The sequence below is a fragment of the Streptomyces sp. NPDC111520 genome (genome assembly GCF_055635295.1).
This window is the reverse complement of record NZ_JBVKBW010000022.1, coordinates 78,758-97,863: the sequence shown is the minus strand read 5'-3', so window position 1 is coordinate 97,863 and position 19,106 is coordinate 78,758. Positions and strand designations below refer to the sequence as shown.

At 72.0% G+C, this 19,106-nt stretch carries 25 protein-coding genes; 21 read left to right on the top strand and 4 right to left on the bottom strand.

Features of this window, described 5'->3' with window-relative positions:
• The first annotated feature begins 195 nt into the window (after window positions 1-195).
• The 13 genes from ACZ7MY_RS36290 (at window position 196) to ACZ7MY_RS36230 (ending at window position 9,085) form a co-directional block, all read left to right on the top strand.
• Window positions 196-627: a hypothetical protein gene (locus tag ACZ7MY_RS36290; protein ID WP_499608759.1), complete on the top strand. Its 432-nt coding sequence runs from the start codon at window positions 196-198 to the stop codon at window positions 625-627.
• A 136-nt stretch (window positions 628-763) separates the two neighbouring features.
• Window positions 764-1,126 carry a hypothetical protein gene (locus ACZ7MY_RS36285; RefSeq protein ID WP_499608757.1) on the top strand — a complete coding sequence of 121 codons (363 nt, stop codon included), beginning with the start codon at window positions 764-766 and terminating at the stop codon, window positions 1,124-1,126.
• Window positions 1,127-1,210: 84 nt separating this feature from the next.
• Window positions 1,211-1,951, top strand: coding sequence for a hypothetical protein (locus tag ACZ7MY_RS36280; protein WP_499608753.1), 741 nt, complete (start codon window positions 1,211-1,213; stop codon window positions 1,949-1,951).
• 128 nt (window positions 1,952-2,079) lie between these two features.
• Entirely contained in the window at window positions 2,080-2,775 is a 696-nt protein-coding gene (locus ACZ7MY_RS36275; protein WP_499608751.1) for a hypothetical protein, read from the top strand.
• Between the two features lie 86 nt (window positions 2,776-2,861).
• On the top strand, window positions 2,862-3,626 hold the full coding sequence (locus ACZ7MY_RS36270; RefSeq protein WP_499608749.1) for a DUF2786 domain-containing protein: 765 nt from the start codon (window positions 2,862-2,864) through the stop codon (window positions 3,624-3,626).
• An 83-nt stretch (window positions 3,627-3,709) separates the two neighbouring features.
• Window positions 3,710-4,699: a phosphoadenosine phosphosulfate reductase domain-containing protein gene (locus ACZ7MY_RS36265; RefSeq protein ID WP_499608746.1), complete on the top strand. Its 990-nt coding sequence runs from the start codon at window positions 3,710-3,712 to the stop codon at window positions 4,697-4,699.
• The gene (locus ACZ7MY_RS36260; RefSeq protein WP_499608743.1) at window positions 4,696-5,382 is read left to right on the top strand and encodes a DUF6884 domain-containing protein; all 687 of its coding nucleotides are present in this window, start codon (window positions 4,696-4,698) and stop codon (window positions 5,380-5,382) included. Before ACZ7MY_RS36265 ends, ACZ7MY_RS36260 begins: the two co-directional genes overlap by 4 nt.
• A gap of 87 nt (window positions 5,383-5,469) precedes the next feature.
• Window positions 5,470-5,754, top strand: coding sequence for a hypothetical protein (locus ACZ7MY_RS36255; protein ID WP_499608740.1), 285 nt, complete (start codon window positions 5,470-5,472; stop codon window positions 5,752-5,754).
• Window positions 5,755-5,826: 72 nt separating this feature from the next.
• Entirely contained in the window at window positions 5,827-6,213 is a 387-nt protein-coding gene (locus tag ACZ7MY_RS36250) for a hypothetical protein (protein ID WP_499608738.1), read from the top strand.
• Window positions 6,214-6,434: 221 nt separating this feature from the next.
• Window positions 6,435-6,914 carry a hypothetical protein gene (locus tag ACZ7MY_RS36245; RefSeq protein ID WP_499608736.1) on the top strand — a complete coding sequence of 160 codons (480 nt, stop codon included), beginning with the start codon at window positions 6,435-6,437 and terminating at the stop codon, window positions 6,912-6,914.
• Between the two features lie 8 nt (window positions 6,915-6,922).
• Window positions 6,923-7,531: a DUF262 domain-containing protein gene (locus ACZ7MY_RS36240; RefSeq protein ID WP_499608733.1), complete on the top strand. Its 609-nt coding sequence runs from the start codon at window positions 6,923-6,925 to the stop codon at window positions 7,529-7,531.
• The gene (locus ACZ7MY_RS36235) at window positions 7,528-8,088 is read left to right on the top strand and encodes a hypothetical protein (RefSeq protein WP_499608731.1); all 561 of its coding nucleotides are present in this window, start codon (window positions 7,528-7,530) and stop codon (window positions 8,086-8,088) included. The genes ACZ7MY_RS36240 and ACZ7MY_RS36235 overlap by 4 nt, the downstream gene beginning before the upstream one ends.
• Window positions 8,089-8,191: 103 nt before the next feature.
• A complete protein-coding gene (locus ACZ7MY_RS36230; protein WP_499608729.1) occupies window positions 8,192-9,085 on the top strand; it encodes a hypothetical protein in 894 nt (297 codons plus the stop codon).
• Between the two features lie 331 nt (window positions 9,086-9,416).
• On the opposite strand, the gene ACZ7MY_RS36225 is transcribed toward ACZ7MY_RS36230, so the two are convergent.
• Both ACZ7MY_RS36225 and ACZ7MY_RS36220 read right to left on the bottom strand, forming a co-directional pair.
• Complete coding sequence (locus tag ACZ7MY_RS36225; protein WP_499608727.1) at window positions 9,417-9,896, bottom strand: SAM-dependent methyltransferase; 480 nt, start codon at window positions 9,894-9,896, stop codon at window positions 9,417-9,419.
• Window positions 9,897-9,915: 19 nt separating this feature from the next.
• Window positions 9,916-11,307: an NsdA family TPR-like regulatory protein gene (locus ACZ7MY_RS36220; RefSeq protein ID WP_499608724.1), complete on the bottom strand. Its 1,392-nt coding sequence runs from the start codon at window positions 11,305-11,307 to the stop codon at window positions 9,916-9,918.
• A 208-nt stretch (window positions 11,308-11,515) separates the two neighbouring features.
• Between ACZ7MY_RS36220 and ACZ7MY_RS36215 the strand changes: the two genes are divergently transcribed.
• The 4 genes from ACZ7MY_RS36215 (at window position 11,516) to ACZ7MY_RS36200 (ending at window position 13,704) form a co-directional block, all read left to right on the top strand.
• The gene (locus ACZ7MY_RS36215; protein WP_499608722.1) at window positions 11,516-11,983 is read left to right on the top strand and encodes a hypothetical protein; all 468 of its coding nucleotides are present in this window, start codon (window positions 11,516-11,518) and stop codon (window positions 11,981-11,983) included.
• Window positions 11,980-12,228, top strand: coding sequence for a hypothetical protein (locus ACZ7MY_RS36210; RefSeq protein WP_499608719.1), 249 nt, complete (start codon window positions 11,980-11,982; stop codon window positions 12,226-12,228). The genes ACZ7MY_RS36215 and ACZ7MY_RS36210 overlap by 4 nt, the downstream gene beginning before the upstream one ends.
• A gap of 150 nt (window positions 12,229-12,378) precedes the next feature.
• The gene (locus tag ACZ7MY_RS36205; protein ID WP_499608716.1) at window positions 12,379-12,516 is read left to right on the top strand and encodes a hypothetical protein; all 138 of its coding nucleotides are present in this window, start codon (window positions 12,379-12,381) and stop codon (window positions 12,514-12,516) included.
• Window positions 12,517-12,519: 3 nt separating this feature from the next.
• Window positions 12,520-13,704, top strand: a complete 1,185-nt coding sequence (locus ACZ7MY_RS36200; protein WP_499608715.1) for a methyltransferase domain-containing protein — start codon at window positions 12,520-12,522, stop codon at window positions 13,702-13,704.
• 106 nt (window positions 13,705-13,810) lie between these two features.
• Here the strand turns inward: ACZ7MY_RS36200 and ACZ7MY_RS36195 are convergent, their stop codons facing one another.
• Window positions 13,811-14,713, bottom strand: coding sequence for a hypothetical protein (locus tag ACZ7MY_RS36195; protein WP_499608713.1), 903 nt, complete (start codon window positions 14,711-14,713; stop codon window positions 13,811-13,813).
• A gap of 333 nt (window positions 14,714-15,046) precedes the next feature.
• On the opposite strand from ACZ7MY_RS36195, the gene ACZ7MY_RS36190 reads away from it, so the two are divergent.
• From ACZ7MY_RS36190 to ACZ7MY_RS36175, 4 genes are all read left to right on the top strand, one after another.
• Window positions 15,047-15,247, top strand: a complete 201-nt coding sequence (locus tag ACZ7MY_RS36190) for a hypothetical protein (RefSeq protein WP_499608710.1) — start codon at window positions 15,047-15,049, stop codon at window positions 15,245-15,247.
• Window positions 15,248-15,873: 626 nt separating this feature from the next.
• Window positions 15,874-16,551: an RNA polymerase sigma factor gene (locus tag ACZ7MY_RS36185; RefSeq protein WP_499608707.1), complete on the top strand. Its 678-nt coding sequence runs from the start codon at window positions 15,874-15,876 to the stop codon at window positions 16,549-16,551.
• A 74-nt stretch (window positions 16,552-16,625) separates the two neighbouring features.
• Window positions 16,626-16,934, top strand: coding sequence for a hypothetical protein (locus tag ACZ7MY_RS36180; protein WP_499608704.1), 309 nt, complete (start codon window positions 16,626-16,628; stop codon window positions 16,932-16,934).
• Window positions 16,935-17,017: 83 nt separating this feature from the next.
• Window positions 17,018-18,529: a hypothetical protein gene (locus tag ACZ7MY_RS36175; protein WP_499608702.1), complete on the top strand. Its 1,512-nt coding sequence runs from the start codon at window positions 17,018-17,020 to the stop codon at window positions 18,527-18,529.
• Between the two features lie 48 nt (window positions 18,530-18,577).
• On the opposite strand, the gene ACZ7MY_RS36170 is transcribed toward ACZ7MY_RS36175, so the two are convergent.
• Entirely contained in the window at window positions 18,578-19,069 is a 492-nt protein-coding gene (locus ACZ7MY_RS36170; protein ID WP_499608700.1) for a single-stranded DNA-binding protein, read from the bottom strand.
• Window positions 19,070-19,106: the final 37 nt, after the last annotated feature.

Sequence of the window (19,106 nt, the reverse complement as noted above, 5' to 3'; positions counted from 1 at the left end):
TTTCGTGCGGGCCGTTCCCGGCGGGAACAGCGGGTGCGGGGCCGGTCGGTGCGGTTGCTGGCCGCTCCGGTCGGTGCACTGGCAACGCTAGTCGATCAACCCCCGAACGCACAACCCACGGAATTGACACGGATGGTGTACCGTGCCGGACCGGCGGTCAGCACCCGCCGACTCCCGCACCCGAAAGGCGCGCTCATGTCCTCTTCTCTGCCTGCTCCCTTCGCTGCCGTTGTGGCGGACCTGGTGGCCAACACCCCCGCGGCCGTCGGTGCCGCCTACGCCACGAACGCCACCGACGGGCCGTTCCCGGCGGGAACGCTCGTCCGCTACTCCGGCTCCCAGGTGCGTCACCACGGCGTCTACCGGGCCTTCCCCTGCATCTGCCGTGACTGCCTCTTCCACGTGACCGGGTTCGACAGCGCGGGGGCCGGCGCGTGCCCGAAGTGCGCGACGGGCCGGGCGGATGAGTGCCGCGCGATGATCGGCGAGCCGCTGCGGTACATGCTGCTGCCGCCGGAGCAGCAGCCGGTGATGCCGTTCGAGGGCGTGGCGCTGCGGTGCGTACGTCCGTCGTCCCTCGCGTCCGCCGAGCCGGAGACGAACGGGAGCGCGGGGCCGGCCACCTGACGCGGGGCCGGATTCTTCGGAGACCTGTTGCGTGTCACTTCCGGTCGTGTAGTGTCTGGGGTGTCGGAAGGGGTCAGCAACCCCGACCGGCACCCGCAGCGCTGGCATCCCGCCACGCCCCGAAGGAAGGCATCACGTGCCCGTTTCCCTGCACAAGCTCACCGCGACCGTTCCCACCACGGCCGTTTCCCTGCTCAAGCCGTCCGCGACCGAGTTCAGCATCCGCGACCTGACCGAGCACGCGGCGCAGATGCTCGGCGCCGGTTGGGAGCCGTCCACCCCCACGCACTGGATGGCGGCCGGTGAGGAGCACCTGTTCGCCCCGAACGGCGCGTACATCGTCCTCCAGGTCGCCCCGGACGAGGTGATCGAGATGCACGCGGTGGCCGACGACATGTGCGGTGACGAGGAGTACATCGCCCCCCTGCCCGGCGCGACGCTGCACGAGGTGGCCACCACCCTGGCCGCGTCCGCCCGCTGGATGATCGCCAGCCTGTAACACCCCCGCCGGGCCGCTCACCAGCACTGAGCGGCCCGGCCCCCGCACCCCGCCCCGCACCACCAATCGAACCGGAGTAACCCCGTGTCCGTGCTCGTCGCCCCCGTCTGCAAGGTCCCGCCCACCACTGCCACCCTCGCCGCTCTCGCCGACGCCGAAGAGATGATCCGCAGGGCCCTCCCCGTGAAGTTCCCGCAGCGCAGCGGCCGCACCAAGGACTCCAGCATCATCGCGTGGGAGTGGCGCGGCACCCGTGGGCACGTGCTGATCGCCCCGAACGAGCACGGGCGGATCGTCGCCCGCGTCGTCGTCTACGACCTGCCCACCGACTACGCGCTCCGCGCGGCGGCCGCGTACGGCCAGGCGACCGGCGACCGGCCGCTCGTCGTGATGCGCAACGGTCACGACACCCTGATCCGCAAGGGCCGCTCGGTCGTGCTGCACGAAGCCTTCGGGACGTCCATCAGCCCGTGGACGCTGACGAGCGGATTCGTGACGCCGCGGGAGGCCGTGGTGCTGCTCCTCGCGTACGGTGCCGCCCCCCTGACGATGAACGGTCCGACGGCGCCCGCGTACCTCCTGCGCATCCTGCTGCGGTCGGCCGGCCTGCGGGCCGACGTGCGCACCACGGACAGGGGCGTGCGGTACGTGGTGGCCCGCACCGAGTCCGGGCACGGCGTCACGGTCGAAGCGGCGGGCCCCGCCCGGCGCCCCCACGTCGGGTGGGTCGCGTGCTACCGGGGCGATGAGATCAGCACCGACTGCAAGACCCTCCTCGCCGACTCGCTGCTCATCGTGAATTGGCTGCTCCTGAACGCGGTGTGAGCCCCCGGCGGCCGCCTGTGCCGCCCGGTGTCGCCCGCACACAGCGGCGCGGCCCCGGACGGCGCGGAGAACCGCCGGAGGCCTCCACGGCTCACCCCCGAACACCCGACGAATGAACGGAGCACCCCGTGTCCGCACCATCCCCCGCAGCCGACAACGCCGAGACCGCGACCGGCATCCTCACGGAAGCCGGGTTCACGCCCGCCACCGACGACCGGCAGGGCTTCCGCGTCGAGCCGATCGGCTCCAGCGACTTGGGCGCCCTGCTGATCGCTCACGGCCCGGACTTCCCCGGCGAGCGCGCCAACCGCCGGGCGATGGTGGACCAGTACGCGGCCGCGCTTCCCTCCGCCGACTGGAACACGGTCCGTCTCGCGGACAGCGTGCTGTGGGCGCAGCCCAAGACCCTGGCGGACCGTGTGGCCGACGTGCTGCGCGGCCGCTTCCCCCAGCACGTGCCGGGGAAGCGGGCCGGCTGGGTCGTCCTGGAGCGCAACGGCCGCTGGTTCGTCGCGTGGGACCTGGCCAAGAAGGTCGACGCCGACACCCCCCGGCAGGCGTCCAAGCGGCGGCAGCTCGCGGCCGCCCTGGACGCGGCCGGGTTCGCGCTCGCCATCACGCCCGAGTTCTTCGGCGTGTGGGTCGGCTACCGGGGCGACGCTCCCCGGTACACCGTGGCGGACAGCGGCCTCCCGTTCGGAGGCGGCTTCCTGGTGGTCGACACGTGGACCCGCGTCGATGTGCGCGCCCTGGATGAGCGCGAGTTCGCCGACGAGATGGCCGCGCGCATGAACGAGGAGCAGGACACGGCCGCCGGCCACTGACGACCACCCCCGACATCCCCCCGCCGGGGCGGGCCAGCAACCCGCCCCGGCACCACCAACCCGCACACAGGAAGGCACCAACGACCATGAGCACCCCCAGCCCCGAGAGCGCCCTGAACCGTGCCCGCGCCCTGCTCGCCAAGGCCCAGGCGACCAACTTCCCGCACGAGGCCGAAGCGCTGACCGCGAAAGCGGCCCTGATCCTGTCGAAGTACGGCCTGGACGCCGCGGCGCTCCACGACTCCGGCGTGCGCCAGGACGTGCCGGAAGACGAGATCGTGACCATCACGGTGGCGTGGTCGTACGTGCAGGGTGAGCTGCTCTACCGGATCGCCGAGGCGTACGGCTGCCGCCCGCTGATGCTCGGACGGGAGACGGAGACGGGAGCGGACGGCAAGAGCCACACGGTGGTGCGCGTGCACCTGGTGGGCTTCCGGGCCGACATCGAGCGGGCCAAGATCATGTTCGCGTCCCTGCAGATGCAGATGATCACCGCCGTCAACCTGGAGCGGATCAAGGGCAAGAACGCGCAGGCCCGTAAGCGGGCGTGGATGCTCGGCTACATCGACACGGTGAAGAAGCGTCTTGAGCTGATCGAGCGCCGCGCGAAGGAGCAGGCCTCGTGGGGGGCGTCCGGCCCGCAGGGCAGCGGCCGGCCCGGGACGGATCTGGTGATCGCCGAGCGGGCGTCGCTGGTGCGGCGCCGCTTCAACGAGCTGTTCCCGCGCACCCGCAACGCGCGCGGCTCGGCGAACGCCGGGGCGTACTACGCGGGCGGACGCGCGGGGTACGGCGCCGACCTGGGGCAGACCCGTACCGGCTCCAGCGGCCCCCGCGCCCTGACCCGCTGACCGCACCACCCGCACCCTGCCGTCCCCGCCCGCCAGCATCGGGCGGGGCGGCCCCCTCACCCGCACTGAGAGAGGCCTCCGCCGTGTCTCGCACCACCCTTCCCCGCACCCGCCTGGCGGCCGGAATTCCGACCAAGGCCCTGCGCCTGGTCCAGTGGGCCGACGTGATCCTTGTGTCGTCATCGGCCGGTAAGGACTCCCTGGCGCTCCTGTGGCACGTCTATCTGCTGGCCAAGGCGGCCGGGGTGACGGATCGCATCCTGGTCGTCCACTGCGACCTGGGCCGCGTCGAGTGGGGCAGCACACGGGAGCTCGCGGAGCGCCAGGCCCGGGCGCTCGGGCTGGACTTCATCGCGGTGCGCCGGGACGGCGGGGATCTCCTGCAGCAGGTCCGCGACAGGTACGCGCGGCTGGTGGCCAAGACGGCTGAGGAGGAGGAGAAGCAGGGGCTCGCGGCCGGCGCGCTGCCAGTGCCCCCGGCGTGGTTTTCGAGCGCGGCGCGCTACTGCACGTCGAACAACAAGCGCGACGTCGTGGCCGCGCTGATGGCCGCTCTGCAGCAGGAACACCGCGACCTTGGGCGGCCGCTGCGGATCCTCAACTGCATGGGCCAGAGGGCCGCCGAGTCCAAGGCCCGGGCGAAGAAGCTCCCGCTCGTCATCGACAAGCGGGCGAGCACCAAGGGCCGCACGGTCGTGACGTGGATGCCCGTACACCACCTGACCGACGCCGCGGTGTGGCGGATGATCCACGCGTCGGGCCTGCCGTACAGCGCCGTCTATGACACCGGGATGCGCCGCCTGAGCTGCGTTTTCTGCATGATGGCGACCTTCGATGACCTGGTGTTGGCCGCGCGCCAGGACCCCGAGTTGGCGGCCGAGTACGTGGCGGTCGAGCAGGAGACCGGGAGCACGTTCAAGCGGGGGCTGTCCATGGCGACGGTGCTGGCGCGCGCCCTGGAGCTCAACGCCACCGAAGGCCCGGTGCAGGTGGCGCGCGGCGCGGCGATGGCCGAACACCTGGGCTGGGACGCGACGCGCCTGTACCTGGCGGGTCTGGAGCTGGCGGCATGAGCGCGCTGGGGAAGGTCGCGCGATCCGCGCTGCTGGGCGCGGCCGCGCACCCGGACGGGCTGCTGACCGACGTGCATCAGCGCACGGCAATCGCCCTGGAGGAGCGCGGGTTCGTCGGGCTGTGGCCGCTGCTGCCGGGCAGGGAGCCCACCCGCATCGCGGACCTGCCGACGTGGCCGCTCGATGTGCCGATCACTCCGGCCGGGCGGGCGGAGGCTGAGCGGCTAGGCGCGGCGCCGGCACCCTCGCGGCTCCTGGTGATCCCGTGCGGGGGCGCTAAGCGTACGGAGTGGCGGTCGTGGCCTGCGGGTGAGCTTTACGTGGGCTCGTATCACCGGGCGTGCCGCGCGGCCGCCGATCGGCTGGCGGCGGACACGGGGGCGCGGGTGGTGATCCTGTCGGCCTGGTACGGGCTGGTGTCCCTGCAGCGGCCGCTGTGGACGTACAACGTCACGGTCGGCGACCCGCGCACGGTGAAGCCCGAGACGATCCGGCGCCAGGCCGAAGCGATGGGCGTCCTCGGTGCGGACGTGACGGTGCTCGCGGGCAGCCGGTACGTGGCGCTGGCGCGGGAGGTGTTCCCGGACGCTGCCGCGCCGCTGGCAGGGACGCGCGGCATCGGTGAGCAGCTCGCGCGGCTCAAGGCGATCCGCGAGAACGGGCCGCAGGCCCTGGCGGCTTGACCGCCCCCCCTTGAACTTCGGCGTCCGCCCTCCGTGCTGGGCCGGGCGGGCGCCGACATCCCCCTTACCGAGACTGGAGCAACCCCCGTGGCCGTCCCCGACACGACTCACATCCGGACGTGGATCGGCCCGCGCCCGCCGGCCCGCCCGAAGGACGTCCGCACGTTCATCTGGTCCAAGTGCGACCGGTGCGGGTGGACCTGCTGCTACCTCGAAGACCGCCACTCGATGCGGCACACGTGCGACGTGTTTGACCACGCCCGGCAGGGTTGCGGCCCCGCCGAGGAGCCCGCCGAGGACGACGGCGGCCCCGCCGGACAGGTCGCACTCTTCGCCAGCGACCCCGCCGGACAGCTCGCCCTCTTCGGCTGAGCCACCCCCAGACTTCCTGCCCTGGCGCCGTGCCGGGCGGGCCCCACCTGCAAGACACACGAGGAGAAACCCATGGGAACGACGTTGACGGACCTGGCCCTGACCGCCGAGCGGGAGGCGTGGGAGGCGTCGGGTGCGGCCGAGGCCGCGAGCCGTGCGGCGTGGCCGGCGTACGCCTCCGGATTCGCCAAGCGGACGCTGGGCGAGGAGGCGGCCGCGGAATTGACGTTCACGGCGAACGTGCTGCGGTCCGAGGGCGTGGAGGCGGAGGCGGACGCGCCCGTGCCCGGGTCGCCGGGCCTGATCCTGCGGTGGTCCGGCGGCGGCGGCGACGAGGAGGCGCTGACGCTGATCGCCCCGTGCGAGAGCTGCAAGCAGGATCGGAAGGTTGGCGGAGTCCTCGACCTGGCCCAGTTGGGCCGGATGCTGCTGAGAGAGCGTTCGTACCCGCAGGCCTGAGCGCGGTGCAGCGCCCCGCCCTGGACTCGTTCCGGGCGGGGCGTTCTGCTGTGCGGCCCCTGGTTCGCTGGGTTCTGCTGGTGTAGTGTCTGGGGCGCTGGAGGTCAGCAACCCCCGGCGCCCGCACACCCCTTCGGCAGTCCGCTGCCTGACCCTACGCCCGGCCGGTACGGTGCTGGCCGGGCGTCCCCGAACGACCCACACACGGAAGGACACCCCACATGATCCATGCGACCTTGATGTTCCCCCACGTGGACTACCAGGTGCAGTTGCCCGCGCTTCCCCGGCAGGGAGAGACGGTCTTCTGGCAGGAAGACGAGACCGACGCGACGACCGACGAGCCGCCCGGCGAGTGGATCGTGACCCGCGTCGACTGGAGCGGGAACCCCCGCGAGGGCATCACCGCAATCAACGTGATCCTGGACCCCGCAGACGAGCGGACCAAGCTCCGCATGGAGGCTTCCGAGGCGGAGCGCAAGGCCACGGTGCACGCCTTCCCGAAGACGGAGGGGCGTCTCCTCGCGGCCGCGCCCGAGACGACCGACGCGGACGAGGACGAGTGCGAGTGCGTCGAGTTCTGCGACCAGGACCCCGGCACCGGGTGCTCCCTGTCGGGGATCCGGCACGTTCACCCGAAGATCGGGCCCAACGGCCCGTACGGGCCGTGCCCGGTCCACCCGGACGCCCCGGGCGACCTGTGATGGCGGCCGTGCCGACGCTGCAGACCGCGTCACCCCTGGATCACCTGAGCCTGAACCCGTCGTTCATGACCGCCGCGGAGCTGGTGAAGTGGATCGAGCGGGGGGAACTGACCCTTGACCCGCCGTACCAGCGCGGCAGCGTGTGGGAGCTGGACCAGCGGCGGGCGCTCGTCCACACGTGGCTGCGCGGCCTGCCTGCCGGCGTGGTCATCCTCGCCGACCGGTGCGCCCCCGCGTGGGCGGAGGCCCACCCCGACACCGACCCGAACACGCACACCGATGAGGCGTGGTGGGCGTGCGTGGACGGCAAGCAGCGTCTCACCACGGCCGTCGAGTGGGTGGCGGGGAAGTTCGCGGTGCCCGCGTCGTGGTTCCCTGCCGACCACGTCGACACCACCGAGGAGACCGACGACGGCCCGTACGTCCGGTACCCGGGCCTGTCCGACATGGGGCGCCGGTTCATGGACCGGTACGCGTCGCTGCTCGTCGCCAAGGTGAAGGACTGCGCCACCCTTGCGGATGAGGCGGCGTTCTACCTGGTGGTCAACGGCGGCGGCACGCCGCAGTCCGCAGCGGACATGGGCAACGCGGCCCGGATCGCAGGGGGGTCCGCATGAGCGGCGACGTCCAGGAGCAGCCGGAGGCGGTGCGGGCCCTGGTGGGACAGACCATCACGGTGACGGAAGTCCTGTCGGGCAGGCCGAACGCCCGCCCGTACCGGCTCCGGGTGACCGAGGCCAACATGGCGTCCGACCCGGCTTCCGGGATCGTGCACGTGACCGGAGACCGGTTCCGCATGGACGGCCGGCCCGCCATCCGCAAGCACGGCCCCGTCGTGGGAACCACCGTGTGGCTGCTGGAGGGCTGGACGACGGTCCTGGGCCTGCCCGACCTTCCGTCGCGGGAGTGGAAGCTGGAGGCCTGCGGGGCGCTGGTCTACTCCGAGCACCAGCGCGCCGGGATCGCGGCTCAGGTAGTCGACGTGGGCGCGGCGTACCGCGTCGGGGGTGTCGGCGAGGACCAGGCCGTGCCCGGGGACCAGGTGGCGCGGCAGGTGGCCGATGCGCTCGCCGAGCACGGGATGCGGGTGGACCGGCACGCGGACGGCGTGACGCTGCGGCTGCGCCGAGGCGATGGATCCCACGTGGTGCTGCGCCCGGTAGCGGGCGAGTAGGTCCGGAAGGCCGCCGCGCGCGGTGGCCAGTGAGCAAGGATGAGAGCGGGCGGGGCCGAGGCGAATTCGGCCCCGCCCGCACCGACTGTAGGAGGACACCGGCATGACTGCCACACCCGACCCCGCTGACCTGATCGACCGCTTCGGCCTGGGGCAGCTACCGGGGCACCCGTACCCGGGTGAGCTGCCTGCGGACATCGCGCCGTGGCACCTGTACCTGCTCGATGGCGGGCACTCCCTGTTGGTCGCGCTCGGGTCGCTCTACGACGCGGGTGTCGACCCGGGGGCGTTCGTGGTGCCCGCCCCGGTGAAGGCCGTGTTGCGGGCCGGGTACACCTTCCGGGACGGCTACCCCGTGGCCGATCTGCCCTATGACCCGACGCTGGGCCTGGTGACCGACCCGGGCGACGACGAGTTCGACAGCGGGGAGCCGGCGGCCGCGCTGCACCGGCTCGCGGTGGGCGAGCCGTACAACGCGCGCATCACCCAGTGGCCCGGGGGCATGGGGCAGCTTCGCCTGACCCCGTCGGGGGCGGAGTTCGTTCTGCCGATCGACGCTCCGGCCCGGCATGAGGTGAAGGCGTTCGGGCAGGGCACGGCCGAGTTCGGCATCGTGCCGTTCGACCGGTTCGCCATGCTGCTGTACCGCTTCACTGACCCGCGCGACAGCAACCCGAAGCACGGTCTGCCGTGGTCGGATGCGGCGTGGGAGTACCACCGGCAGGCCATCGCGGAGCCGGTCGAGCTCCCGGCCGCAGGGGTGTTCCCGCTGCGCCTGGTCCTGGTCGACGCGAACACGGGCAAGGTGGAGGCTCTGCGCGTGGTGACCCCGCCGCAGGAGTTCTGCGACGCTCTGCGGGCGGCGGTCGCGCGGCAGCAGGGCGTCTTGCGCGACGACGCGCGGGCCGGGCAGGAGATCCGGGCCCTGTACGCCCGGCACACCAGCGTGGATCTGCTGCTGCAGGCGGAGGCCCGGTTCGAGGCGCTGCGCGACTGAGCAGCGGGAAAGCGAACGCCCCGCCCTGGATTCCCCGGGGCGGGGCGTTCGTCGTCTCCGGGGGCATCTCGCCCCGCACGGTGGGGATCCCCTGGGTGGGCACCGAGTAGCGGGAGGGTCCAGTCACCTGGTCCCTGCCTGGTCCCGGCAGACGGTCGACGGGGGCGGCGGCCGTCACCGCCAGGTGTCCCGGGAGCTTCCCGGGGATCATTGCCGCCCCATGATCAGTGTGGCAGCTCGCGGACGCGACGGAGGCCCCGCCCGATCTCATCCATCGGTCAGGGCCTCCGTCGGCTCATTGTGCCTCAGCGCGCGGGCGCGGCTCCAGGGTTCAGCGTCCCTGCGTCGCCCAGTAGTCGGCGAGCATCTCGCCGGGCCACTCCGGCTCTTGGATCGGCCCCTGCGGGCCCATGGCGCCGAAGAATGGGGACAGGTCGATCACGGGCGTGCCGTCGACCGCGTCCAGGTCGGTGACGTGGATGTCGCGGCCGTCGACCTTGAGCAGCCGCGGGAACGAGGTGGCGAGCTGGTTCGGCCGGCGGTGGTTGCGGTGCACGAACGTGCCCGTGGCGGGCCAGGCCGGATTGCCTCGGGGGCTGCGAACGTGGAGCGCGACGTCGTCGGGCGAGGCCAGGTGGAAGTGCCAGGTGACGACCAGGTGGGAGAACGCGTCGAGCCCCTGCAGGGTCTCGGCGGGGAACCGGTCGTCCAGGCGGATGATGGACTGGACGCCTCCCCAGTAGTCGTCTGCGACTTCGGTGCGGCCGCCCACCACGGTGGCGATGGTCTGCACCTCGAACGGACCGGGCATGGTTTCCTCTCGTCGGCGGTCAGGCGGCGTCGGCCAGGAACGCGGCCGCGCGGGCGTCGGTGTCGGTCACGGCGCGCACGCCGCGCTGCCGGTACGGGGACAGGGCGGACCGCATGGTGACGGCGGTCTGCCGGGCTCGGCCGGAGTGGACTCCGTCCATGGCGTCCAGGGCCCGGTTCCAGGTGGCGCAGGCCTCTTCGATGGCGCCTTGGCGGGCCTGCACGGCGCCGTAGTACCCGAGGGTCACGGCGTGGGTGCGGGTGAACGCCGCGGCCTGGCGGGTGCGGACGCTTCGCCGGAACTGGGCGAGGGCGCCAGCAAGGTCTCCGCTGTCGCGCAGGGTGCACGCGGTCTCGTGCGCAAGGGAGGCTTCGGTGAAGAAGAAGACGCGCGCGGGCTCGTCGGTGCCGTCGGCGGCGCGCAGCTCGTCCTCGGCGCGCAGCAGCGCCGCGGCGGCCGCGCCGAGTTCGCCGGCGGCGGCCAGGGCGCGGGCGTGGACGACGCCGAGCAGGGACCGCTCGCGGGGGCTGGCCAGGGTGTAGCGGCGCCCGTCGACCGACGCGGCCGCCAGGTCCAGGGCGTGGCCGGGGTGGCCCAGGTCGACGGCCTGGTGCGCCATGGCGCGCAGGATGTGGGCGGCCATCGGCGGATCGTCGGCTTCGGCGGCCAACTTCACGGCGTCGGTGAAGTGGCGCTGCGCCGTCGCGTGCTCGGAGTTGTCGAAGGCCATCCACCCGGCGAGGTAGGCCAGTTCTGCAGCGGCCGACAGCATGTCGCGGCGGGTGCGTTCGTCGGCGTAGCGGCCGCGCAGGAGCCGGGTCACGTCCCACGTGAGGTACTGGACGACGGCGGTGCGGGCGTGCCCCCCGCCATGTTTCTGGTCGATCCTCGAGAACATGGAGGCCATGTCTCGGACTGCTTCCAGGTCCCCGCGGCCGACGGCGCCCGGTCCACTGGTGCGGTGGACGGCTCCACGCTCGGCCATCTGCGACCACCAGGAGCTGCCGGGTAAGGCGAGCGCGGCCACGGAGTAGGCAGCTGCTCCCAGAGCACGGCGGCGGTCCAGGTCCACGTTGGATCTCCCCAGGTCGGTCAGCGCCGACAGGGTATCCGTGTCCCATGCGGGGGCTGTGCGTTGGGGAGTTGACGCGGGGGTGAGGCCGATGTCGTCGGCGGTGAGGGTGCGGCCGAGCCTGCGGGACAGTGCCTCGCGCAGGTAGTCGGGGCCGCGGCCGGATGGGGCGTGGCCGGCGACCCATTTCGAGACGTGGGAGCGGCCGACGCTGGCGAACTGGCCAGCGCCGTTCTCCGAGGCCACGCGGACGAACGCGGCCGCGGCATCGGTGTGCGTCCACCCAGCCTCGGCAAGGAGGGCCGCAAGGCGCTCGTTGCGCTGCCGCTGGTCAGCCATGGGATCGCCCCCGTCGTCCGCGATCTTTCACCGGTTTCACCGCGTTCCCCACCCGGCGGCCGTTCCGACGGGGCGTCACTTGCGGTTCGCTCAACGTAGCGTTTCTGGCCCGGTCAGGGGACACATTCGGCGGCGGCTTCGCTCTGCCGGAGGCCTCGCCCGGTGCCGGTTCGCTGCGACATCAGCCCTACTCATCCTAGGGACGGCCATGAATGGATCACTGCCTGCTGCGGCAGGTTCACCACCGGACTCGGACGAGTTTCGGGAGCTCGCGGAGCTCGTGCGCGCCCTGGTCACCGGGGCCGACTGCACGCTGCAGGCGGCCGGCGACGCGTGGGACGTGGTTCTCACCACCTACGGCGACTGCGGCACGCGGGCCGTGGGCTGGATGGAGCGGTATCACGTCGGGGGCTGCGGCCCCGTCATCGCACACGGCGACTCGCTGATGTGGCTTGTCCCCGTGGGCACGAGCCGCAATTGGGAGCACGAGCGGGGCCTGTGCTTCGGCGGCCCCTTCCAGATTCCGGTGCCGCCGAAGGGCGCGTGGCGCGAGCCCGGCCCGCACTGGCGGGTGCGCCCGCTGGCCAACGGCACCCTGGTGCACCCGATGCTGCTGCGGCACGCCCTGGACCGGTTCGAGCTGGCGCCGCCTCAGCCAGTGCTGGCGCGGCCGTGACGGCGGCCGCCGCGGTGGTCCTGGACGACGAGGAAGCGGAGCTGCTCGACGCCCGCCCGTGGGCGCCCGGGTCGTGCCTGCTCTGTCTGGTCGACGGCGTGCCGATCACCCCGGTGGTCGCGGTGTACCCGGCAGGGCTGGCGGTGCCGCGCGGGAAGTGCCGCGCCTGCATGGCGGACGGGCTGCGTCGGCAGCGCGCCACGGCGGAGGCCCTGCACCGCCCCTACGCCCCGTCCCTCCCTTAGACGGCCGTCTCCCGTGCTGACTGGGGTTCGCACAGGAGACGGCGACCCACTCCCGTTCCGGCCGGAGGTCAGCCGGCCGGAACGGGCCCCGCAAGGCGCACGACCCGCGCGAGGATGGCCCTCGCGCGGACCGACCCGAGGAGGTTCCAGATGGACGAGATCACCCCCGAGCTGCACACCGGCATCGTCGCGGCCGACGGCGGAGAGGACGACTCCGACAGCGGCAACGACCACGGCGGGAAGGGTGGCAGCGAGGACGGCGGCCACTCCGACAGCAGCGGCCGGTAGTCGATGAGCGATCAGCACCAGCCGGAGGCCAGCCGTACGCGGCTGGCCTCCGCGCTCATCGAGGCCGGGGACCTTCCGGCGGAGTGGCTGCCCGCACTGTCGGCAGCTCCCCGCGACCTGTTCATCCCGCCGCAGGCGTGGGCCAGGGCGGACGGAGGCAAGGGCGCGCACAGGCGCATCGACCGCGACGCCGACCCGGAAACCTGGTGGTCGGCCGTCGGCGAGGACAGCCCGATCACGACGCAGTTCTCCGGAGGGGCGGCCGCCGAGGGCGACGAACCCAGCGGGTGGCCGTCCTCCTCCAACAGCATGCCTGCCATGGTCTTCCGCATGCTGACGGCGCTGCACCTCGAGGACGGCGACCGCGTCTTGGAGATCGGTACGGGCACCGGGTGGAACGCCGCGCTGATGGCGGCGCGGCTCGGGCCGGACCAGGTCGTCAGCGTCGAGTACGACGAGACCGTTGCGGCGGCCGCCGCGCAAGCCTTGAAGGCGGCCGGGGCGGCCCGGGTGACGACGGTGGTGGGCGACGGCACGGTCGGGTACGCGGCCGGCGGCCCGTACGACCGGGTCATCGCCACGTGCTCGGTGACCACGGTGCCGCCCGCGTGGATCGAGCAGACCCGGCCCGGCGGTCTGGTCCTGGCGCCGCTCGGCCCGGACTACGGCGGGGAGGGCATCGCCCGCCTGACGGTGCGCGAGGACGGCTCGGCGACGGGCCTGTTCGTCACGTCGTCGGCGTTCATGCGGCTGCGGCAGCAGCGGCCGGAGCAGCGGCCGCCGATCGAGTACCTGGGCGGGAAGAAGTGGCCGGGCGACGGTGACCGGTCGACCACGGGCGTGCCCGTGGACGAGCTGCTGCCGTGGATCGCACAGTTCGCGGTCGGTCTGCAGGTGCCGACCGTGGCCCTGGAGGTCGAGCGGTACAGCGGCGGGAAGTTCACGCTGTGGCTGACCGACACGGCGGGCGACTCGTGGGCGACCGCGGACCACGTGCCCGGCAAGCCGGTCAGTCACGTCGTGGAGTACGGGCCGCGGCGCCTCTGGGACGAGGTCGCCGCGGCGTGGGCCTGGTGGGACGCGCACCAGCGTCCGGACTTCGACCGGTTCGGCCTGACGGTCTCCCCGGGCGGGGTGCACCGGTACTGGCTGGACACCCCCGAGTACCCGCTACCCGTCACCGGGTAGCCCTGCAGCTCCCCTCAACCCCCGGAGGGGACCGCCCCCAGCGCCGACGTAGGGGGCAGCGGCCCGCAGCGATGAGCGGGCCGTGCACGATCTCGCCGCGCGTCCCTCATGCACTCTTGGGGCGCGCGGCGAGCGTCGTTGCACGGCCCTCTATGGCGGCCAGGTATGCGGCGCGGTCCGGGGAGGTCATCCACCAGGCGATCAAGCCGCCCTTGGTCTTGAAGCCCAACTGCAGGCGCAACTTCGTCATGCGCGCGGAGATCAGGCGCTCCTGGCGGTGGAGGCGGTCGGCGATCCAGGCCTGCGTCTTGTCCTGCTCGGTGAAGAGGAGGATGCACAGGTCGAGCTCGTCGGTGACTCGGATGGTGGTGCCGGCCTCGTTGCGGCCGGGCAGGAAGCGGTCGGTGCCGTCCCACGGGAGGGCCGCATTCCACCATCGCTGGTACTCGGCGCCGAGCCACGCCACCATGCGCGGCTCCCTCACGTGGAGGGCGCTGCTGGGGTCTCCGTCCAGGTAGTCCTCAATGAAGGCCTCGCCGGTCGGCAGGCCCGGATCCACGATCTTCACCTTGCAGAACATCGCGGCGGGCAGCGTCCGAACCTGCTCGCTCTGCTGCTCGGTGACGCGTCGCACCCAGGCCTGCATGGGCTCGGCGGTGCGGTACTCGTCCGCGTAGAGGCTGTACATGGGGCGGCCCGACTGCCGGAACTCGACGTCGTGCGCCTCCAGTCGGGCGAGCTCCGCAGCCGGGCGCATGTTCGGGTTGGAGGTCCAGACGCCGACGGTGCACGCGTCCGCCGCCCGCGCGATGGCGGCGGTGACGCGGTCACGGTCGCCCCGCATGAGGGTGATGCCGTGGTCGGCGGTGTTGCCGGTGGGCCGGTAGGTGCGGCGGAGCGCGTCCATCACGTGACTCACGCGTTCGAGGGCGGTCAGCGCCCCGGTGAGGGACTGGACAGCGTTGTCGCGGTAGACCTCCGGTATCCGTTCGATCTCCCTGGGGACCACCCGATCAGGGTTGGTCGGGTCCGGGATTGCTAGTTCCCATTCGAGGAGATTTGCCCGCTCTTGCTGGTCGAGATACAGGCCTTCTCTCGCCTTGGCATAGGCCTTGAGGACGTCATCCTCAAACATCGTGTGACGTACATCACTGTCCGAAACGTCGATTTTTCCCCGCATCACACACGCCCACTTTTTACACACGTCAATTCTTGCGGCCATTCCGGTTGATCGTACCTGTGGCGTAGACCATGGTTGGCCGCAAGATCACTCTGTGGTTACAAACCGGAGCAGATCGTCCCGGGACCTGACCTGTCCCGGGCCACACCCCAAGGAGTCCTTATGTCTCGCACCCTCGCCATGGTGGCCGTGGCCATCGCCGCAACTGCCATGACCACGCTGCTCAGCAGCACCGCTTCGGCCGCCGAGCCGACGACCGCAGTGACGGCCCCCGTCACCGCCACCCCGCAGGGCGACCTCGGCTGGGCCGTGGCTCCCGCGCCCAACGGCGGGATGCACACCGACGGCGATCTCGGCTGGTAATCACACCCGCGTCATTCCACTTCGGTCGAACGAATAGTGGGGTGAAGTAAGGGTTGCTTTACCCGAGCCGGGAATTTTGCTTTACCGGCTAGTAATTTGCTTTACCCCTCCATGCGCCTGCCCCCTCTGGTGCATGGAGGGGACACCGACCACCGCAGTCGCATCAGAGTGGAAGAGGCACCCACCTCCGCACGCGCATCAGCGTGGAAGGGGATGCCTCTTTCGCAGCGGACTGTCAGGCGGGTCGGCGAACCAGGAAGCGGCCCACGCCGTCGGTGATGACGGCGCCTGTACGGCGGCCACATCGCACGGCGGATCGCAGCGGAACCCCGTCGATGTGCAGGTCGTCCGATGGGCCAGTCACGCTGCGGCCGGCTCGGCGCGCAGCATCGGCAGCCTCATCGTGGGTCAGCCACCGTCCGGCTTCGACGGTGGCCAGCAGGTCACGTGCGGGGGACGGGGAGGACACGGCGGCGGCCTTTCGCTGCGGGCTTTCCGGGCAGCTACGCCCGGCGTGCCCCGCACCGTAACGCTAAACCCACCGACCTGCAACGTATCGCATGTGTGTTCGAATACAGCATGGGGGGCATGGCGCCCCGGATTCGTTCCCTCCGAAGGGGTTAGTTGTGCGTATCACCTACACCCGCCGGCCTTCGCAGCCTCCGGCACCCGACCCGGAGCTGGAAGCGCTGGCCGTGGCCGCCCGCGAGGGCGACGCACAGAAGGAGGCCGCCCTGACCGGGCTGTACTCCGCGCTGTGGCAGAAGGTGTACCGCGACGTACAGCGCTATGTGCGCGACCCCGAGGCCGTCGCGGAAGTCACCCAGGAAGTCTGGGTCAAGGTCGTCCGCTCGATCGGCAACTACCGCCTGGCCAGCGATGGCGGAATCACCAGTTGGGTGATGTCCATTGCCCGCAACACCGCCATCGACTGGTCCCGCGCCCGCGGCCGCCGCACGTGGGAGGTGCCGTGCGCGGACATGATCGCCGTGGACACTCCGGCGGCGCAGCCCGGGCCGGAGCAGGTCGCCGAACAGAACGAAATGGCGGAGGCCGTCGTCCGTGAGGTGGGCCGGATGCGGCGCATCGACCGAGAAATTCTGACCCTGATCGACTACGTCGGCGTCAACGCCGCTGAAGCTGCTGAGGTGTTGGGAATTTCGCACGCCACGGCGCGCGCCCGTCACGCTCGGGCCAGGGCCAAGCTGCGGGCCGCGGTTCCCCAGGAAAGTAGGATCGCGGAGTATCGGTTTGCCCTGCAGGCCGTGGACGCGAACCCTGTTCCCGTTGGGGGGCAGGGGTGATGAGGGTGGGTTTGATGGGTGGGACGGGCAGGCACAGGCGCGTACGACAGCCGGAGCCTCCCCAGGTCGGTGCAGTGTGCCCGCCGCTACTGCTGCCGCGTGAGGCGCCGCCGGAGTCGGTGCGCCTGGCCGGCTTGGCGGCCATTCACCGCACCCTGGCCGAGGAGCGCGCCGAACGCGTCGGCATACGCCCCGACGCGGGTTCGCGCGACAGCCACACGGCCGAAGCGCGCTTCGCAGCCCGGGTCACCTCCGACGACGGCGGCACAGAGGTCATCGCCACCGGCAAGGAGCGGATCGGCGCCATCGAGGCGCAGGAGATCCTGGAGCACGCCGCCGAGCTGCTGGACGAGCAGGCAGCCAAGGACGGCAGTGCGAAGTGACTACCGCTGCACAACCGCCGCTGCCTCTGGTCCTGGTCAGCGGGAAACTTCGCTCTGACGCTGCGCTGATCAAGCGCGGAGCCATGCGCGTCCTGGCGCTCAACCCTGCCCAGACTCTCGCCTCGGCGGTGCGGGCCGCGCAGGAAGCGCTCAGGGACGACTACCCGATGCTGCACCCGGACCAGATCCAGGAGCTCATCCGGCCGGCGATGCCGCAGGCCCTGTCCCTGGATGAGATCTTCGGCCCCGGCATAGACGCGCCACCGCCGGCACCGGCACGCCCGACCGTGCTCGCGCAGGCCCCGACGCCTATTCGACGCCGCATGGGGCGGACGGCGCTCGTTGCCGCGGTCGCGGCCACCAGCGTCGGCCTCGGCTACGCGGTGTCCAACGTCCAGTTCCGGCACGATGGCGACCTCGCTGTGGGGGCGTTCGAGAAGGACCCGCAGTTCCAGGAGTTCGCCCAGGCCGGTCACGAGGAGTGCTCCACGATCGCGGCGTTCAGGGCGCGATGCGTAGATGACGACGGGCACGTGATGCTGGCCTCGGCTGGAGTCGATGCCACCAGCGCCACGTACTACTTCGAGTACGACGACGAGCGGGTCATCCTGCGAATCTTCCCGAGTGACCAGGCCGCGGAGACGTGGGCCAGGTCGCTGGGGGTCCGGCACAGCACCGTGAACCTGCGGCGCGAGGGAAGGTTCGTGCTGTTCGGGTCGGACCCCGAGCGCATCACCGAGTACGGGGATCTGCTCGCCGAGCAGGTGGCCAACACGCTGCCCGGGGAAGTCCCCAAGCTCCCGAAGCGCCTGGCCGCGCTCGCACTGGGCACGCTCGGGGTCACTCCGGGGCAGCCCGTTGTGGGCGATGCGAGGCGTGTGGCCAGTGCGCTGGTAATGGGCGATGTCGGCTACTTCGACCCGAACGCCACCCCGTTTGACCTGGACCCGCCGGTCGTACTGCCCACTCCGCCGGTCACGTTCCCGGTCACGCCCCCAACCCCGCCGATCATGCCCCCAACCCCGCCGGTTTCGACGCCTACTCTGCCGGTCACGACCCCGGACGCTCCGGCGACGACCCCGACCGCGCCCGTCACCACCCCGACGGCGCCGGTCACCACTCCGGCCACGCCTCCGACCACGACACCCACGCCGCCGACGACGCCGCCTTCACCGCCGGTCGAGACCGTTCCCACTCAGCCGACCGTACCGACGCTGCCCGTCGAGCCGCCGACCAGCGGGCCGACAGTGCCGGTCGAGCCGCCGCCGGCCGAACCGACCGAGCCGCCCACGGACCCGACCGAGCCCACCGAGCCCACCGAGCCGACGGATCCGACGCAGCCCACGGACCCGCCGACGGATCCGACGCAGCCGACCGACCCCACGGACCCGACGCAGCCCACGGACCCCACCACCGATCCGACGCAGCCCACGGACCCCGCCACGGACCCCGCCACGGACCCGACTACGGCCGATCCCGCGCAGTCGACGGGCAGGCACGCCGCAAGGTCCGTGCACAGTGCGCATGGTGCGCACCACGGCGGACACGGCAAGCACCGCAAGCCCAGCGGCAAGCACCGCAAGGCGCATGCATAGGAACGGCCCCGGCAATGCCGGGGCCGTCTTCTTTGCTCGCCCAGTCGCCTAGAACGCGGGCTCGTCCTGCGGCGTGCCGCTCGCCCACGGGTCGTCATCCGGACGGCCGGCGGGCGCACCGCCGGAGCCGCCCCAGCCGCCGCCTTGGCCGCCCTGCTGCTGGCGGCCGCCGCCGCCATTGGCCCGGGTGACCTTGGCGGTGGCGCTGCGCAGGCTGGCGCCCACCTCGTCCACGTCGAGCTCGTAGACGGTGCGCTTCACGCCCTCACGGTCGTCGTACGACCGCTGCTTGAGGCGGCCCTGCACGATGACGCGCATGCCCTTCTGCAGGGACTCGGCCACGTTCTCCGCGGCCTGCCGCCAGACCGAGCACGTCAGGAACAGGCTCTCCCCGTCCTTCCACTCGTTGGTCTGCCGGTCGAAGGTGCGCGGCGTGGAGGCCACGCGGAACTTCGTGACTGCGGCGCCGGACGGTGTGAAGCGCAGCTCGGGGTCGTCAACGAGATTGCCGACGACCGTGATGACGGTCTCGCCTGCCACAGGGTGCCTTTCGAGAGGGTGGGGCCGACCCGCGCGT

Coding starts and splice junctions, on each gene's coding strand:
- ACZ7MY_RS36290 (WP_499608759.1), top strand. CDS start 196: ATGTCCTCTTCTCTGCCTGCTCCCTTCGCTGCCGTTGTGGCGGACCTG.
- ACZ7MY_RS36270 (WP_499608749.1), top strand. CDS start 2,862: ATGAGCACCCCCAGCCCCGAGAGCGCCCTGAACCGTGCCCGCGCCCTG.
- ACZ7MY_RS36260 (WP_499608743.1), top strand. CDS start 4,696: ATGAGCGCGCTGGGGAAGGTCGCGCGATCCGCGCTGCTGGGCGCGGCC.
- ACZ7MY_RS36250 (WP_499608738.1), top strand. CDS start 5,827: ATGGGAACGACGTTGACGGACCTGGCCCTGACCGCCGAGCGGGAGGCG.
- ACZ7MY_RS36245 (WP_499608736.1), top strand. CDS start 6,435: ATGATCCATGCGACCTTGATGTTCCCCCACGTGGACTACCAGGTGCAG.
- ACZ7MY_RS36235 (WP_499608731.1), top strand. CDS start 7,528: ATGAGCGGCGACGTCCAGGAGCAGCCGGAGGCGGTGCGGGCCCTGGTG.
- ACZ7MY_RS36230 (WP_499608729.1), top strand. CDS start 8,192: ATGACTGCCACACCCGACCCCGCTGACCTGATCGACCGCTTCGGCCTG.
- ACZ7MY_RS36225 (WP_499608727.1), bottom strand. CDS start 9,896: ATGCCCGGTCCGTTCGAGGTGCAGACCATCGCCACCGTGGTGGGCGGC.
- ACZ7MY_RS36220 (WP_499608724.1), bottom strand. CDS start 11,307: ATGGCTGACCAGCGGCAGCGCAACGAGCGCCTTGCGGCCCTCCTTGCC.
- ACZ7MY_RS36215 (WP_499608722.1), top strand. CDS start 11,516: ATGAATGGATCACTGCCTGCTGCGGCAGGTTCACCACCGGACTCGGAC.
- ACZ7MY_RS36205 (WP_499608716.1), top strand. CDS start 12,379: ATGGACGAGATCACCCCCGAGCTGCACACCGGCATCGTCGCGGCCGAC.
- ACZ7MY_RS36200 (WP_499608715.1), top strand. CDS start 12,520: ATGAGCGATCAGCACCAGCCGGAGGCCAGCCGTACGCGGCTGGCCTCC.
- ACZ7MY_RS36190 (WP_499608710.1), top strand. CDS start 15,047: ATGTCTCGCACCCTCGCCATGGTGGCCGTGGCCATCGCCGCAACTGCC.
- ACZ7MY_RS36175 (WP_499608702.1), top strand. CDS start 17,018: ATGCGCGTCCTGGCGCTCAACCCTGCCCAGACTCTCGCCTCGGCGGTG.